This window comes from Gracilibacillus sp. YIM 98692, assembly GCF_010993965.1.
Taxonomy (GTDB): Bacteria; Bacillota; Bacilli; order Bacillales; family Amphibacillaceae; genus Gracilibacillus.
Map to the genome: position 1 here is coordinate 14171 of NZ_WIXM01000026.1, position 16970 is coordinate 31140.

Below are 16970 nucleotides of genomic sequence, written 5' to 3' on the forward strand. Positions count from 1 at the left end.
TAGGATCTTTTCTTAGGGAACCATGCCCATACTAGTTTCGAGCTAATAAAAAGCGCCCTAGTAATATCTTTGAAAGATACAAACTAGGACGCTTTATTGTTAGTTTTGATTAGCTAATTGGTCAATTTGAGTTGATGTTAACTCTCCATCGTAAATTCTTAAGTCATCGATTAATCCTTGGTAAGGTGTATCCCAATGGTTTACACCAAGACCAAATGAGGCATTCACATTACTAAATACATCTGGGAAATTAGAACCAACAAACTCTTCTTCGCCATTTAAATAAAGCTTAACGGTTCCAGTATGAACAGAAAAGGCAACATGTGTCCATTCATTGGTATTGATTTGATAGCTTGCATCAGCATCATACCAGTTTTCCCCTGACCAAAGCATTGTTCGATCACCAGCAGGTCCATTTGGTACCAAGCTAATCCAACTGTGAACGGAGCCGCCGAAGAATGTTGTCGTATATGGTGTTAATTCGTTGGGTTTTAACCAAAAAGACACCGAATATTCATGATTTGTAATCAAATTGTTTGGTAATAGCACACCAGAAGATCCATCAAAATAGGCCGCATTCCCGTCTATACCCTCTTGAAAAGAAATCGTTCCTCCACTATTTGTCAAACGATCACCTGTTGGTGTTCCTGTACCAAATGACCCATACACATCTTCCAAGTTTTTGTTTAAAGGGAAGTGAGCGACAAGGTCAGCGTTTTGAACAGGTAAGACCGTAATGTCAAATGTCTTTGTTCTCACTTCTTCGCCTTTTCTAATGGATGCCGTTAACGTAGCAGTATTAGCTTCTTCTCCGGCTTCAGGCCTTGTGATTTCTCCAGAGTTAGTGATAACGTTATTATCAGATGTTGTCCAATTAATTTCTGCATTGGCTGTACCTTCTGTTGGTAAATCTAAATCATTGTTTATTTCGTTTGTGTCCCCTAAGTCTAGGTCCTCATAAACGGCATTTACCACTTCTTCATCAGAGCCAATTTTTTGTTTACTTCCCCAAATGGCAACACCTTGATCAGACATTGCTGTAAATGTCATCACATGTTGTTTAGCATCTGGGTTCCATTGCGTTGTAAACACACCTTTGTAGGTTTCTCCATTTATGGTTAGCTCTGCTTGATTGTGGCTTGTTTTTTTCCAAGTACCATTTGCAGCACCGGAAACTTTATTATTTTTATGCAATGTAATGTATTCTGAAGTTATAATATCCCCCGAGTATTCTTTTCCATGATTAATGTACTTGTAAACTCCTGTTATATCCTGTCTATTGACTTTTTCTAATGTTTCTCCACTGTAACGATATGGAGCAACAACTGGCCAATCATCTTCATTCATATAGATAGAATGCACCCGCATTTGGTGTACTTCCCCTTTTTCAGGGAATTTTGTATGAAACACTAGGAAATGTTCATCTGTTTCTTGATCTAAGTATACGGAATTATGACCTGGAGATTTATAACCATATCCTAAACCTTCTCCAGGATCTCCAACTTTTCGATCAAAAAGGAAATTCCCCATGATTTTATTGCCATACGTATGGTTGCTTACATTACCTGGTAATACAGCATCTTGACCTTGTGCGTCTAGATATGGTCCTTTAGGATTTTTTGATCGGAACACGCGCATGTTATAGCCACCATCAGCTCCTAACCAACCATATGTCATGTATAAGTAATAGTAACCCGTTTTCTCATCATAGACGACATAAGGACCTTCTCCTGATTTAGCATAGCCGCCAGCAATCTTTGTACCAAAGTAACGGTCGATCATACGTCCATCTTCTGTAGCGCCGTCTTCACCCGGGTAAATAGCTTGTCCAGTTTCTTTATCAAGCTCAAGCATAAAAATACCGCCAGACCAAGAGCCATATGTCATCCATAGCTTTCCTTCTTCATCATAAAAAAGGTTCGCGTCAATAGCGTTAGGATACATCGTGTTGTTATAACCGCCATTATCATAAAACCATTCATCATTTTCACTTGATACGACCTCGTTTTCAATAAGGTCTTTTATATTTGTATTTTCCCATTGTTTGTTAACCGTACTATTGTTATCATAAGCCTCTTCTTCTGTAAAACCGGAGTAAACTAACGTATCAACATATTCATACGGACCTTCTATATCTTTTGCTACAGCATACCCGATAGCAGAGCGAATATAAGTAGAAGATGCACTGTAATATATCATATAAGCGCCTTTTGTACCGTCTTCATGAACATAATGTTCATTATAAAAAATTTCTGGAGCCCATACAGCGTAACCACCTAAACTATCTGCATCATCTTCTCCAGCCCATTGAAATGATTCTGCTAAGTTTTGGGATAAATCTCCATACAAAGCGTTACCTGGAGTTTCATATCCATTGGTGAACCTTTCCCAATTGATCAAATCTTTAGATTTCGCTGCTTCAATATGTGTTCCAAACGCATAGTACGTATCTCCTTCTTTAATAATAGAAGGGTCATGAACAGAAACCTCCCCAAAATTAGGAGCTTCCCCTTGATTTATTTGTCCGGGTTTATTGCTATTCATAGAAACATCCTCCTTAGCAGCTCCTAATAAAAATGGGATAGTAACAAAAATAGTCATCACACCAAAACATATTTTCCAAAGATGTTCTTTCAAGCTACTCTCTCCTCTCTTCTATTATTTTTTGGCTTACGTTTTGTATTCTTTATTTATCACCCCCTCCAAATTATTAAACGCTTACATTGCAGGATGTAATTAATAAATATATTTATTTTATGTCATTAACAAATAAAAAATATACACTTAATTAATTATATTGTTTTTTTAATTTTTATTTAATTATAATATAGTTATGTATTTATTATATTTAAAAGAATACAATATGATTTGATTAATTACAACCTTTTCATAAATTTTGATGATAAATAAGCTAAAAACATAAAAAAAGCCCCATACTTAATGTATAGAGCTAGTTCGTTGATCTTACATGATCAATTGGTATAATGGATATGAAGTTTGTTAGGTAAAAAGTAATGGATACCCATGAAATTAACAACAATGTAAAATATAGATCATACTTTCCAATTTGAAGTTTATAATAATAAGTCCTTTGCTGATCTCCTGAAAATTTTTTTGCTTCCATTGCTACTGCTATTCGATGGGCACGACGGATACTTTGCGCTAACAAGGGTATAACATATTGTTGCAATTTTTGATAAAAGCCTTTTACTCCTTTTTGATAGGTTACACCTCGAACTTTAAGTGCATGTCTTAATGATTGGAACTCTTCTAACATAATAGGTAGTATACGAACAGCCGCCATAAAACTGTAAGCAAATTTTGGCTTTAATTTGAATTGTTGCATGAGTGAATAAAACAACAAGACTGGTCTCGTTGTTAAGGCGAATAACAATCCAAGCAACCCGAATATCATGCTACGCATACCAAGGTGTAACCCTCGATAGAAGCTTTCTTCTGTTACATGTATCAGCCCGAACTGAAACCAAGTTGTCTGTCCTTCCCCAAATAAAATCATAGAGATAGAAGAGGTGATGAATATAAGTAAAAAAGGAGATGCAAACAGTAATAAATTAAAAAACGAATGGCCTGTATATCCTAAATACATGATCCAAGCACCGACCATAAATATGATCAAAAAGTTGGGGTTATGAATAAATAACATGCCGATAAACAAGATCAGCATCAATAAAAACTTAAAGGCGGGATTTGTTTTATGCAGCCATGTTTGTTGGAATGAAAAATCTAATTGCACCTTTTTGCCTCCCTTCTATGACATCTTGACAGATTGATGAGATGAGGATACATCCAACTGTTTTTCGATTATCTCTCCATTCTCCACCATCCATTCAAAAGTGGATAGATACTTCTTAATGTAAGTGTCATGTGTGACCATCACAATGGCTGTTCCACTTGCTTGTAGTTGCTTTAATATTTCTATAATACGAAAAGTATTTTTCGCATCTTGCCCAAATGTAGGTTCATCTAATAAAAGTAACTTAGGATTTGTAATAGACGCTGTCGCAACACTTAACCTTTTTTTCTGACCAGTCGAAAGCTGAAAAGGATGTTTCTCCTTTACGGACAGTAAATCATAGGCACGCAATGTTTCTATTATTCGCTCTTTCATTTCCGTGTTACTTAAATGCTGATTCTTTAAAGAATACGCTAATTCATCGTAAACCTTATTTGTAACAAATTGTAATTCTGGATTTTGAAAGACGAAACCAATCTGATCATAAATGGTCGTATCGTTTTCGAAAAGAGAGTTTTCATAGTGTATTTGCTCATTGGTTGAAATCAGTTGCATAATACTTAGCAGCAATGTGCTTTTCCCTGCTCCGTTTTCTCCTGTCACACAAATCCATTCTCCACTATGAATATTTTTTTCATCTATTCTAATTTTAGCTTGTTTATTTCGATATCCAATAAAATGATCAAAGCTTATTAATCTTCTGCTATTGTTGGCAGTCACTTGATTTTGCATGTTTAAGTTTTTGTTTAAGTAATCTTCCCATACATTCGGATACCAAATACCATATTGTTGGAATAATTGCTTATGTGCAGTAAAAACTTCGTCTGGTGTTCCATCTGCTTGTAATTGACCATGCTGATCGATCATAACAACCCGATCAACAAAATCCAACACTTGTTCAATTTTGTGCTCAACAATAATAACTGTTTTATCTTCTGATACGTTTTTGATCGTGTCCCATACCTGTTGTGTTCCAGAAGGATCCAACATGGCGGTTGGTTCATCTAAATACAATAATTCGGGCTCTAATGCCAGTACGGAAGCAATCGCAAGTCTTTGTTTCATTCCTCCAGATAGTTCTTGTATTTTCGTATGCCTATCATCTAAATGTAAACCCACTTGCGTTAAGTATTTTTCTATATAATGATTCATTTCATTTCTTGGGATAGCTAGATTCTCTAAGACGAAAGCAATTTCTTCATCCACATAAGGCATACAAAATTGTACATCAGGATCTTGAAAAACATACCCCCATGAGTCGTTCGTTGATCTACTGTCATATTTAACGGGAACCTCCACAGCATTTGGTATAAGGCCTGAAAGGATTTGTAATAATGTTGATTTACCAGAACCAGACGGTCCTACTAGTAACACTTTCTCCCCTGGATTAATGGATAATGAGAAATCCTTAAAAAGGAAGGATTTCTCATTCGGAAACTTTACTCGTAAATTTTGAATAGAGATCATATGGTCCTGTTCCATATTACTTAGCCTCGTCCTCTAGTGCTTGATAGTCCTGAGAGGATACGGGGCGTACTAATTTCGTTACACCTGTCTTCTCTAGGGCTTCCACTAAATAATAGGCAAATACACCAGTTATTAAAATGGCGCCGACAAGACGTGCAACAATTAATAAAGTAAGATTCCACAATGCTAAATCTGGTATATAGCTGTAAAATGCATCTATAAATAAAGACCCAATCCCTGCTGCAATACCAGCTAAGCATGTGACAAATAAACGATAATTTTTGTAACGGAATAAGGCGAAGATTATTTCACAGCCTAGCCCTTGAAAGAAACCATATACGAGCAAGGTTACGCCCCATTGTCCACCAAACATAAATTCTCCTTGCGCTGCGGCTAGTTCAGCTAACAGAGCAATCCCAGGTTTACGAATAATTAAAAATGCGACCGTTGCTGCCATAAACCACATACCATAGATCAATTGGTCAATATGCAATCCAAAAACGGCAACCGTACTATATAAAGGCCCCCACAATTTGTAAATAACACTAAATATCAGTGCAATAATAATAGTTACTAAAATATCTGTTAGAGTTAATTTGTTTTTCATTTTATCATCCCCTTTATAAAATATCCCATGATTCTAATTGATAAGCCATTTCCCAAAACTTTAATTCATAATGACTGCTAATAACGAAGTGTTCTCTCATTCTTTCTTGATCCTTTGTTGTTACTTTTTCAGCGATGTCATCTAATCTATTAATCTGTTCATCAACCAATGATTTAAACCAATCTCCACCATATGCTTCTATCCATTTTTGATAGACAGGATGATCCGGCGTACAATCTTTCAGTTTTTCTCCCACTTCATAGTACAACCAGTAACACGGCAAAATAGCTGCTATCACATCTCCCAAGTGCCCCTCATATGCTGCTCGATAAATGTGAGAGGTATAAGCATACGCTGTTGGCGATGGTTTGAATTCCGCTTGCTCTTCTTCACTAATTCCTAATATTTCAGAAAAAGAGCGATGTAATGCTGATTCTGCCTCATAGGTACCTTGTGCATGTACTGCCATTCGATTGGTTGTTTCGAAAGTATCAGCTTTAGCAGCTCCGAGTGATTGCACACGAGCAAAATGAGATAAATAATAAGCATCTTGCATGACATAGTATTTGAACTTTTCAACTGGCAGACTACCTTCGCCAATTCCTTTTATAAAAGGGTGGCGGAAGCTTGCTTCCCAAATAGGGTCCACTTCATTTCTTAACTGTTGTGAAAATTTCATCACTTTATCCTCCTTATCAACACAAAAACCACTACCCGTATGTATACGCAGGGTAGTGGTTTTAAACGTCGGAATATATATGTCGTCCTTTTATTCTTCTCGCCACTTCCCTACGCTGGTATAAACCAGATCAGGTTCTAAGGGTCTTAAAGTTAATACTTTAATCTCAGTCTTTTCAAGACACCCCTAGTGGATGTGTATTATATTTTCATTTACAAACTTATCCTATCAAACTTTTCTAATATGTCAACCTTTACTTTTTTCATTTTTATAAAAAAGTTTTTTAATTTACGCAGAAAATTGTTGAATAGTAATTGCAACTTCTTTTTTTTTCTGATATAGTTATAACTAACAATTAAATCAATGAACTAGTATTACTTCAATCTATATTGAAGTGAGAATAGAGGTGCAATGACCATGAGTATGTAATCTGAGGCTGATGTTGCCTTTGACGATTACAGAAAGGGGAAATTGCCGAAGTGAGAAGAATAACATCATTCTTTATCACTGGTCTTGCATTTAATAGATGCTGGGCTGTCATATAGTATGGTCATGCTATATGGAGGGCTATCTCACGCATCATATACCATGAAAAATGATGCAACAATGATACCCTCATTGTTGCATTTTTTTAATTTAGTAATGGTGATGAGATACCCTCTATTCATACCACGCAAGAAATTGGTTTAAAACTATGAATAGAGGTGACGAATCATGAATTTCGGTCGAGTATTAACAGCAATGGTAACTCCATTTGATCAAAATGGACAAATTGATTACGGTAAAACAGAAAGATTAATTCAATTTTTATTAACAAATGGAACAGAAGGATTAGTGGTAGCAGGTACTACAGGTGAGTCCCCTACTCTTACAAAAGAAGAAAAGTTATCTTTACTTAAATTTGTTGTAAAAATAGTAAATAATCGTGTTCCTGTTATAGCTGGAACGGGGTCTAACAACACACAAGCATCTATTGAATTAACAAAGCAAGCAGAAACCATTGGTGTCGATGGTATTATGTTAGTAACCCCATATTATAACAAGCCTTCTCAGGAAGGAATGTATCAACATTTTAAAACAATTGCAGAATCTACTACATTACCAGTTATGTTATATAATATTCCAGGCCGTAGTAGTGTTAATTTACAACCGGAAACCATTATAGATTTAGCTCAATTAGAGAATATTGTTTCGGTTAAAGAAGCAAGCGGTGATTTAGACGCGATCACTAAGATTATCAGAGAAACACCACTTGATTTCAGTTTATATAGCGGGGATGACAGTTTAACATTGCCTACTCTTGCAGTTGGCGGAAATGGTATTATATCTGTTTCATCTCACATCATTGGTAATGAAATGAATGATATGATTACCCAATACCAAACTGGTCAAGTTGAGCAAGCTGCGGAATTACATCAATCACTTGTACCAATTATGAAATCACTTTTCCAAGCACCAAGCCCTGCTCCAGTTAAGGCTGCACTTTCATTAATGGGTATGGATGTTGGATCTGTTCGATTACCTTTAGTACCATTAAATGCAGAGGAATTAAACCGTCTCGAGCAAGACTTACATTTTATACAAAAAAATTACTATGCCGGATAAAACGAATGACGAAGAGACTATCGTGTCAAACTACCGTAAAGACAGCGATAGTCTCTTTTCATATTCTTTACTGTTTCACTACACAGTTTAACAAAACTGCGACATAAACTATTTGGGGGATACTAACAATATGTTTCAGAGTGAGTGCTAAACCTCGCTGCGAAAAAAACACTCGCTTTCCGTGGGGAACGCTTCAGCCTCCTCGGAAGCAAAGGACGCTTCCTGTGGGGTCTTCAGACTGTTCCTTTCCCACTGGAGTCTCGCATTTTTCCGCAGCTTGGATTTGTTCTCTTCATCCAGTGAGAAAATGATCCAACTTTCATACATTTACTTTAAACGAACCATTTTATATAGCTTGTTTGATACACAATCAAGCGAAAGAAATACACGCAGACTCCTGCGGGAAAGCGAAGACGCTGAGACCCCGCAATGAGCGCTTTTTGCTCATGAGGAGGCTCAGTGCAAGCCCGCGGAAAGCGAAGTGTATTTCTGAAGCGGTATCATAGCACTCATTTTAAAAGAGCAAAACTTTCTCTTATTTTTATTGCGCAGTTTATAGTTATTGCGTCATAGGCTTATTATAATCAATGCAACAAGCTTTTAGATTGACTTCCGTCATGAGGTATAAACGTAATTCAAATAATTTAGAAAGGATTTTTATCATGTACATATTTGTGGATGCGGATGCATGTCCTGTTGTAGATATTATTGTGGATGAAGCGAAAAAATACACCATTCAAGTAAAGCTTGTGCGAAGTTATAGTCACTATTCTCATCAGGATTATCCATCACATGTAAGCATATCATACGTGGACAATGGCGCAGATGCAGTCGATTATCATATTATGGGACAAGCACAAAGGAATGACATTGTTGTCACACAAGACTATGGATTGGCAGCATTAGCTCTAGAAAAAGGATGTAATGTCCTTCATCATGCTGGATTTTTATATACAGAACAAAAAATAGATCGAATGCTGCAAGAGCGACATGTGAAAGCAAAAGCACGAAAAGCTGGATTTCGAACAAAAGGACCAAAAAAACTGACAGATAAACAAAAAGAAAGCTTTCGTCTGCAATTACGAAAGCTTCTCTCCATTTAACTTATGAGTCTGACTGTTGATTGGACGATATGATGGCAGCAATTTTACTTACTTCCCACCTTCTAGCCGTCTCATCATTAATTTCATATACTTTCCCTTCACGTAATAACTGTTTATTATAAGTGGTTTGTACAAGCATTTTTACTTTTTTTGCCATGTTCACGTCTCCTTCCATTGCTTAAGTTATATGATGTTGTAACCAACTGAGACAAGCATCTTTCCACTTTTTAGTATGCCTATGCTCATCTGCTAAACCTAAACCATGTCTGCCATCTTGGAAAACATGCAAATCATATGGAATGTTGTGGTATTGCAGAGCTTGTGCATACAGTAAACTATTCCATACGGGTACCGATTGGTCGTTTGCTGTTGTCCAAATAAAAGCAGGAGGAGTATTAGACGTTACTAATTTTTCACACGAAAATTGATTCATTAATGCCTCATCTGGATTTTCTCCAATCAATAATTGCTTGCTTCCGTTATGTGTATGTTCCCCCATCGTGATGACTGGATAACAAAGAATATGGAAATCAGGACGACTTGAACATCTTCGAACAGGATCGTTGGCATCCTTGTCCCCTTCATCAAATTTATTGCTAATCGTTGCTGCTAAGTGTCCACCAGCCGAAAAACCGAGTACACCTATTTTATTTGTAGGAATATTCCAATTCTCAGCATGATATCTAACATATCGAATAGCCTCTTTTCCATTGTATATGGGTTCTTGCTTTTCTATTGGCGCCACTCGATATCTTAAAACACAAGCATGGTAGCCGTTATCATTTAACCATTGAGCAATAGGTTCTCCTTCATGATACGCTCTATGACTATAACCGCCACCTGGGATGACGATAACCATTGGTGCATGTTTGTTATGTAGTAAAAATGGAGTAATACTAGGACAATCTTGGTGAAGGTCATCATGGTTGTACAGTTCCTCTTTACTTATAATATTCATTAGATCCACTACCTTCCTTATTCTTTATAAAAATTATATCAAAAATTAGGTGAATACCCTAGCGTAATCTATTTTCTTGCATAGGCTGTTATCGGTAAACAAATTTTTGATGATAATGAAAGGAGCACTAAACATGCATCCATATCATATACAACACGACCCTAGAGCTTTCCATCCCCACGATCAAAGATTTTTTGGACCGATTGGGCCACTGGGAGCTGGATTGTTAGGTTTTGGCTTAGGTTTTTTAGGAGGAGAAATTCTTGACCATGGACCGTATCCTCCTTATCCACCATACCCTTATCCTCCTTATCAAGGATACCCCGGCCCATATGGACCACCATTCCCTTCACCGCCATATGGCCCAGGCCCATTTTATGGACCCTATTAGTTAGACGGAAAAAGGCTTGGAATACACCAAGCCTTTTTTATTTACATCGTTTTATTGCCTGCTCTATATTGATCCCCTTAACTAAACCTTTTAACCGTTAGCTCCTGCAATTAATACTCTTATTATTACTCCTCCCTGAACTTAATGAAATAATTGCATACTTAAATATCTTTCTCCAGTATCTGGAGCAATACATACAACCTTTTTGCTGCTTCCTAACTTTTTAGCTACTTGGATAGCAGCATAAACAGCCGCCCCTGCAGACGGTCCTACAAAAATCCCTTCTTTAGCTGCAAGCTGTTTAAAAGTATTAATCGCATCTTCGTCACTAATTTGAATAATTTCATCATATATAGAAGTGTTTAATATATCCGGTACAAATCCTGGACTTGTACCAACCAACTTATGCTTACCGGGTTTCCCGCCAGATAAAACAGGCGATCCTTGGGGCTCCACTACTGAAACATGCAGGTCAGGTAACTTTTCTTTTAGAGTTTCTCCTGTTCCTGTAATAGTACCACCTGTTCCAGCAGTAGCAACAAAACCATCCAATTGCCCATCCATTTGTTCTAGAATTTCCAATGCTGTTGTTTGACGGTGGATATTAGGATTTGCATTATTCTCAAATTGTTGAGGCATAAAGCTATTAGGGATTTCATTTAATAAGTCTTTCGCTTTTCTAATAGCTCCAGGCATTTTTTCACTACTGGGAGTTAATACGACTTTAGCCCCGTATGCTTTTAAAATATTAATTCTTTCCTTTGTCATATTGTCAGGCATCACTAAGATAGCTTGGTATCCTTTTGCTGCTGCAGTCATTGCCAGTCCAATTCCTGTATTGCCGCTTGTTGGTTCAATAATAGTGGTGTTTTCATTAATTTGACCAGCTTTTTCCGCCTCTTGAATCATATTAAAAGCAGCACGATCTTTTACACTTTTAGATGGATTAAACATCTCTAATTTTACGTATATTTCCGCAGCATCATCAGGTACGATCTGATTTAATTTAACCATAGGTGTATTACCAATTAATTCTGTCATGTTGTTATAGACTTTCATTTTTTGTACCCCTCTTTCAATACAATCATAGATACATCTTAACAAGGATTACTTCACAATTCCAACCATGTTACTTGTACTATGTAAAACCTTTGCTTGTCTCCTGTTCTTTATCACGATGAACAATCGTCCGTAAGCCCCCTACTTCAAGAAGTTTCTCTTTATAAAGAAAATGCTTAAGTAGTCCATTCTACTTAAGCATTTGCACGTTATATATCGTCGACTACCACATATGCAGCTCGAATCGGACCATGTACACCAACAATGAGGTTCATTTCAATATCAGCACTGTTGCTAGGTCCTGTAATAAAATTAATACAAGATGAAATGTCCTCTCCATTTTCTACTTGCTTGTGTATTTTTTCTGTTGCTTGTGTCATCCTCTTCACAATGGTTGACTTAGGGATGATAGCAATATAATTTTGAGGCAGCAGACTAACAGATCTACCTTTCCCTTGTCCATTAAATAACACTACGGTACCTGACTCTGCTAAGGTGATGTCACTAAAAGTAATACCAACGTCAGCCTTTTCAGAAAACTGGATCGAAGCTTCTTTTTCATTGTCATCCCACTCCCATGTATCTAGACCTGACTGTTTTAAGGAGGTATCCACTTTGTGATCTTGAAATCGTGAATCACAAGTGTATACAATAGATCGGACGCCGTATTCTTCAAAGATTTCATTTAAGGTTTCATCTAAATGTTGCTCATCCGTATGATAAAAATCAGTATGAATATGCTTGCACTGATCTTTTAATACTTTGATTAATTGATCCTGATTTTGATCTTTTAAAACCCGATATTGTGGTTGAGTGGACCAATTCGGTTTTTGAACAGGCTTATCGGCACTTAAGCCGCCAATTTTATCCCGAATATTGCTTAAAAAACGCTCTCTATTTTCAATGTTTCCTAACGTCATGTTGGACACCTCTTTTATTCCGTTGTTTAAACCAACTGCGAAAGCTTTCATTAGCAGGTTTTGGAAAGTCTCTGGATTCGGTCCAATGTTTTAATGGACCAAGTCCTTTTCGAATTTGATTCTTACTACTAAATGGTGTAGAAAGAATTGGAGCCATTTTAGTTGCCATTTGATATAAATTTGCAGATCCAGCCATTTGCCCAAATCCTTTCATTGCAACCTTTTCTGCTAAACTTCCTTTTTTATCTTCTTCAATAATATTTCGACGATGAGCGATTAATTGTTCGTGTAACGGAATTTTAACAGGACAGACCTCAGTACAAGCCCCACATAAAGAAGAAGCATAAGGCAAATCTTTATATTCATCATAGTCACTTAGAAGTGGGGATAACACAGCACCAATAGGACCTGGATAGATCGATCCATAAGCATGCCCTCCCACATGACGGTACACAGGACAGACATTAATACATGCCGCACAGCGAATACAATGTAATGCTTCTTGAAATTCAGTTCCTAAAATTTTGGAGCGGCCGTTATCCACAATAACAAGGTGAAACTCCTCCGGCCCATCACCTTCTTCCGATTGCTTTGGACCTGTTAAAGCTGTAATATAACTTGTTAATTTTTGGCCTACTGCTGCACGCGTTAATAAGCTAACAACAATGTCTAACTCTTCCCATCCAGGGACAATGCGTTCCATTCCCATAACAGTAATTTGCGTCTCTGGTAAAGTGGTCACCATTCTTGCATTTCCTTCATTCGTCACTAAGGCAAACGAACCGGATTCAGCTACAGCGAAATTACATCCAGTAATACCGACTTCAGCTGATAAAAACTCTTCTCTTAATTTTTCGCGCGCAAATAATGCTAGTTCTTCTGGCTTTTCTGTTTTTTCATAACCTAATTTATCACGAAATACATCACGAATCTGCTCTTTATTTTTGTGTAAAGCTGGGGCAACTATATGAGATGGCGGATCATGATCGTCCATCTGTAAAATGTATTCTCCTAAATCTGTTTCAACGACATCGCACCCTAATTCCTCTAATGCTTCATTCATGGAGATTTCTTCTGTGACCATTGATTTAGATTTGGCAATTTTTTTGGCATTTTTAGATTTCACAACATTTTTCACATATTCATTAGCCTCTTCTGCAGTTTCCGCAAAAAATACATTTCCTCCTAATTCAGCTACCTTTTCACTTAATTGGTGAAGATAATAATCTAAATGTTCGATAGTATGCTGTCTAATTTCTTTCCCTAAAGTGCGCCAATCTTCCCAGTCACCTAACTCATCTGCTGCAGATGCACGGTTGTTTTGCAGCCTTCCTTGTGCAGATCGAACTGCACCACGCATAAAATTATCATCTAACCCTTTTGTGACCCTTTGCTTAAATTCTTTTTCTCCAATTTGCATGGGCATTATCGATCACCTCTGCTATTTAAAATTTCAGCAATATGCTTTACTTCCACTTGCTTGTCTCTTCTAGAAATACGACCGCCAATATTCATAAGACAGCTTCCGTCTGCACCTAGTAACAGATTCGCTTTGGTTTCCTCAATATGATCTACCTTTTCATCCACCATTTGTTCTGATATGTTCGACATTTTTACTGCAAATGTTCCTCCAAATCCGCAGCAATCTTGACGATTTGGTAAATCTACTAATTCAAGGCCTTTTACCTTTTCCAAAAGTTTAAAAGGTGCTTCCTGCACCCCTAGTAATCTTGTCATATGACACGATGTATGATAAGTGGCAATTGCCTGATAGGAAGCACCAACATCTTCAATGTTTAACACATCTACAATAAACTGGGTCAACTCGTATGATTTTTCTTTTAAAGCAATAGCACGATCACGCCACTTACTATCTTCTTCAAATAAATGCATATATTCGTGAATCATATACACACATGAACCGGAAATACCTACTACATAATCCGCGTCTTCCATCACCTCAATCATATGTTTGGCCACTTCTTTTGTCTCCCGATGATAACCGCTATTATAAGCTGGCTGCCCGCAACATGTTTGTGTTTCGGGAAAATCTACTTCACAGCCCAAATGCTCTAAAAGTTCAACTGCAGACTTTCCTGCATTTACATAAAAAACATCTCCCAAACATGTAATAAAAAGTGATACCTTCACCATCATCCGCCCCTTAAATATTGTAAAACGCTTTCTTATATTCTATCATGCTTTTTTAAAAAGAAGAATGGATAAACTCTATTTTCAGAGTTTATCCATGAAAACAATCTTATCTAGTAAACGCTGCTGCTACACCGCCATCAACGGTTACCATACAACCAGTTGTTTTGGCAGACTTAGAGGAAGCTAAGAATGCAATAGATTCTGCAATATCTTCTGGTAAAATATTAACATTTAAAATCGTACGTTTACGGTAATGTGCTTCTAAGTCATCAGTACCAATTCCATAAGAAGCCGCACGTTCCTTTTTCCATGAAGAATCCCAGATTTTAGATCCTCGGATAACAGCATCAGGTAATACAGAGTTTACACGTATACCTAAAGATCCGCCATCAGCTGCGATCGTACGAGCTAAGTGAACTTCTGCTGCTTTCGCTGTACTGTATGCTGCAGCATTTTTACCAGCATAGATTGAGTTTTTCGAACCGATAAATACCATATTACCGCCAATTTCTTGCTCTTTCATCAGCTTAAATATCTCTCTTGCAACAAGGAAATAACCTGTTACCAATACATTAATATTTAAGTTCCATTGATCCATTGATGTCTCTTCAAATGGACTAGAGCTTGCCAAACCGGCATTATTAACAAGAATATCGATACCACCATATTCTCGAACCGAAGCTGCAATCGCTGCTTGTACTTCTTCCTCTTTTGTAACGTCCATTTTCACTGCATAAGCTCTATTCCAGCCATACTTTTCATTAATTTCATTTGCAAGGTTTTCGGCACCTTCTAAGTTAATATCCGCAATGACAACATGTGCCCCTTCTTCAATCAGACGATATGTTGTTGCTGTACCGATACCACCAGCACCACCTGTTACAAAAGCGATTTGGCGAGAAAATTCTGCTTCTGGCGGAGCTAGACTTAATTTGTAAAGCTCTAGTGGCCAATATTCAATTAAGTAGGATTCTTCTTCATTTAGAGATACGAAGTTACCAAGAACGGTTGCACCACTCATAACAGCTATTGCGCGATGATAAAGTTGTTCACTGATATTTGCCGCTTTCCAATCCTTTCCTGTATTCACCATACCAAGTCCTGGAATTAATATGATTCGAGGCGCTGTTTCAACAATTTGGTCTCCTTCATTCTTGTTACGCTCAAAGTAAGCAACATATTCCTCTTTGTAAGAAGCGATCCCTTCTTTAATTTTTTCTTTTAATACGTCACGATCTCCTGACTGTGGATCCCAGTCAATAAATAATGGTACTCGTTTTGTGTGTACAAGATGATCTGGACATGCTGCGCCAACTTGTGAAAGTTGTTCTGCTTCATGGCTGTTAACAAACTCTAGTACACTATCATCATCATTGTAAGTAGTAAGCATTTTCTTGTCATCGCTAACTTGACCGCGAATGATTGGCATTACTTCTGCAAAAAGATTTTCTCTTTCTTCTTTGGATAGAGACTTGTATTTTTCGCCACCGAATAATGATTGGCCTTCTGATTTGTTGTTAATATAGTCTTCCGCTTCATTGATGATATCGATGGTTTTGTTGTAACTTTCTTTTGATGTTTCGCCCCATGTTACTAGACCATGTTTTTCCATAATGACTAGTTCAGCATTGGGATTGTTTTGGACGCCTTCTGCAATCATTTTAGAAAGCTTAAATCCTGGTCGAATATATGGAACCCATACAAAACGATTTCCGTAAATCTCTTCTGCAATTTCTTTACCGTTATCAGCACATGCAATACTAATGATAGCATCTGGATGTGTGTGGTCGACTTGTTTAAATGGTAAAAATGCATGCAATAATGTTTCGATAGATGAACGAGGATGTTTAGCATCGATCATACAATGAGATAGGTATTCCACCATCTCTTCATCAGACATATCATCACGTTCTAATAATGGTCTAATATCCTCAAGCTTTAATCCTGTAAAGTTGTGGGATTTCATTGAAGCTAAATCGGATCCGCTTCCCTTTACCCACATTACTTCAATATCGTCCCCTTTAAAATCTTTTTCTACCGTTTTAGAAGAAGTGTTTCCCCCACCAATATTAACGACAGAACGGTCCGAACCTAATAAGTTTGAGCGATACACTAATGATTCTAGACCATTATTTTGTGATACTTGATTATCATCCCATTTGTTTTGTACCATTTTTAATTCCTCCTCAAGCAAATCTGTTATTCTATTGTTTTTTATATGAAAGCTGTTTCTATTTTTATTATACTACAAAACAAAAATAAATCAACATAAA

The 16970-nt window shown here is 37.0% G+C and carries 15 protein-coding genes and 2 riboswitches; of the genes, 3 read left to right on the forward strand and 12 right to left on the reverse strand.

The features are described from left to right. Positions 1-99: 99 nt before the first annotated feature. The 5 genes from GHD00_RS16495 to tenA form a co-directional block, all read right to left on the reverse strand. The gene (locus tag GHD00_RS16495; RefSeq protein WP_163539291.1) at positions 100-2601 is read right to left on the reverse strand and encodes a lipocalin-like domain-containing protein; all 2502 of its coding nucleotides are present in this window, start codon (positions 2599-2601) and stop codon (positions 100-102) included. 349 nt (positions 2602-2950) lie between these two features. Continuing rightward, a complete protein-coding gene (locus tag GHD00_RS16500) occupies positions 2951-3754 on the reverse strand; it encodes an energy-coupling factor transporter transmembrane component T family protein (RefSeq protein WP_163539261.1) in 804 nt (267 codons plus the stop codon). Between the two features lie 15 nt (positions 3755-3769). Next, the gene (locus tag GHD00_RS16505) at positions 3770-5236 is read right to left on the reverse strand and encodes an ABC transporter ATP-binding protein (protein ID WP_240468735.1); all 1467 of its coding nucleotides are present in this window, start codon (positions 5234-5236) and stop codon (positions 3770-3772) included. Position 5237: 1 nt separating this feature from the next. Next, complete coding sequence (locus tag GHD00_RS16510) at positions 5238-5828, reverse strand: ECF transporter S component (RefSeq protein ID WP_163539262.1); 591 nt, start codon at positions 5826-5828, stop codon at positions 5238-5240. Positions 5829-5841: 13 nt separating this feature from the next. Further along, positions 5842-6507 carry a thiaminase II gene (gene tenA / locus GHD00_RS16515; RefSeq protein WP_163539263.1) on the reverse strand — a complete coding sequence of 222 codons (666 nt, stop codon included), beginning with the start codon at positions 6505-6507 and terminating at the stop codon, positions 5842-5844. A gap of 90 nt (positions 6508-6597) precedes the next feature. Beyond that, positions 6598-6705, reverse strand: a riboswitch (TPP riboswitch). A 195-nt stretch (positions 6706-6900) separates the two neighbouring features. Further along, a riboswitch (Lysine riboswitch) is annotated at positions 6901-7085 on the forward strand. Between the two features lie 136 nt (positions 7086-7221). Here tenA and dapA point away from each other — a divergent pair. Next, a complete protein-coding gene (dapA, locus tag GHD00_RS16520) occupies positions 7222-8112 on the forward strand; it encodes a 4-hydroxy-tetrahydrodipicolinate synthase (protein WP_163539264.1) in 891 nt (296 codons plus the stop codon). 662 nt (positions 8113-8774) lie between these two features. After that, a complete protein-coding gene (locus tag GHD00_RS16525; protein ID WP_163539265.1) occupies positions 8775-9215 on the forward strand; it encodes a YaiI/YqxD family protein in 441 nt (146 codons plus the stop codon). 1 nt (position 9216) lies between these two features. On the opposite strand, the gene GHD00_RS16530 is transcribed toward GHD00_RS16525, so the two are convergent. Then, positions 9217-9372: a hypothetical protein gene (locus GHD00_RS16530; protein WP_163539266.1), complete on the reverse strand. Its 156-nt coding sequence runs from the start codon at positions 9370-9372 to the stop codon at positions 9217-9219. Between the two features lie 21 nt (positions 9373-9393). Further along, positions 9394-10173 carry an alpha/beta hydrolase gene (locus GHD00_RS16535; protein ID WP_163539267.1) on the reverse strand — a complete coding sequence of 260 codons (780 nt, stop codon included), beginning with the start codon at positions 10171-10173 and terminating at the stop codon, positions 9394-9396. A gap of 133 nt (positions 10174-10306) precedes the next feature. On the opposite strand from GHD00_RS16535, the gene GHD00_RS16540 reads away from it, so the two are divergent. Further along, on the forward strand, positions 10307-10564 hold the full coding sequence (locus GHD00_RS16540) for a hypothetical protein (protein WP_163539268.1): 258 nt from the start codon (positions 10307-10309) through the stop codon (positions 10562-10564). A gap of 141 nt (positions 10565-10705) precedes the next feature. Here GHD00_RS16540 and cysK read toward each other — a convergent pair whose 3' ends face one another. The 5 genes from cysK to GHD00_RS16565 form a co-directional block, all read right to left on the reverse strand. Further along, the gene (gene cysK, locus GHD00_RS16545) at positions 10706-11623 is read right to left on the reverse strand and encodes a cysteine synthase A (protein ID WP_163539269.1); all 918 of its coding nucleotides are present in this window, start codon (positions 11621-11623) and stop codon (positions 10706-10708) included. 209 nt (positions 11624-11832) lie between these two features. Then, positions 11833-12543, reverse strand: coding sequence for a LutC/YkgG family protein (locus tag GHD00_RS16550; RefSeq protein WP_163539270.1), 711 nt, complete (start codon positions 12541-12543; stop codon positions 11833-11835). Next, positions 12524-13969, reverse strand: a complete 1446-nt coding sequence (locus GHD00_RS16555; protein WP_163539271.1) for a LutB/LldF family L-lactate oxidation iron-sulfur protein — start codon at positions 13967-13969, stop codon at positions 12524-12526. The genes GHD00_RS16550 and GHD00_RS16555 overlap by 20 nt, the downstream gene beginning before the upstream one ends. Beyond that, positions 13969-14694 carry a (Fe-S)-binding protein gene (locus tag GHD00_RS16560; protein ID WP_163539293.1) on the reverse strand — a complete coding sequence of 242 codons (726 nt, stop codon included), beginning with the start codon at positions 14692-14694 and terminating at the stop codon, positions 13969-13971. The genes GHD00_RS16555 and GHD00_RS16560 overlap by 1 nt, the downstream gene beginning before the upstream one ends. Positions 14695-14803: 109 nt before the next feature. Beyond that, positions 14804-16870, reverse strand: a complete 2067-nt coding sequence (locus tag GHD00_RS16565) for a bifunctional aldolase/short-chain dehydrogenase (protein ID WP_163539272.1) — start codon at positions 16868-16870, stop codon at positions 14804-14806. Positions 16871-16970: the final 100 nt, after the last annotated feature.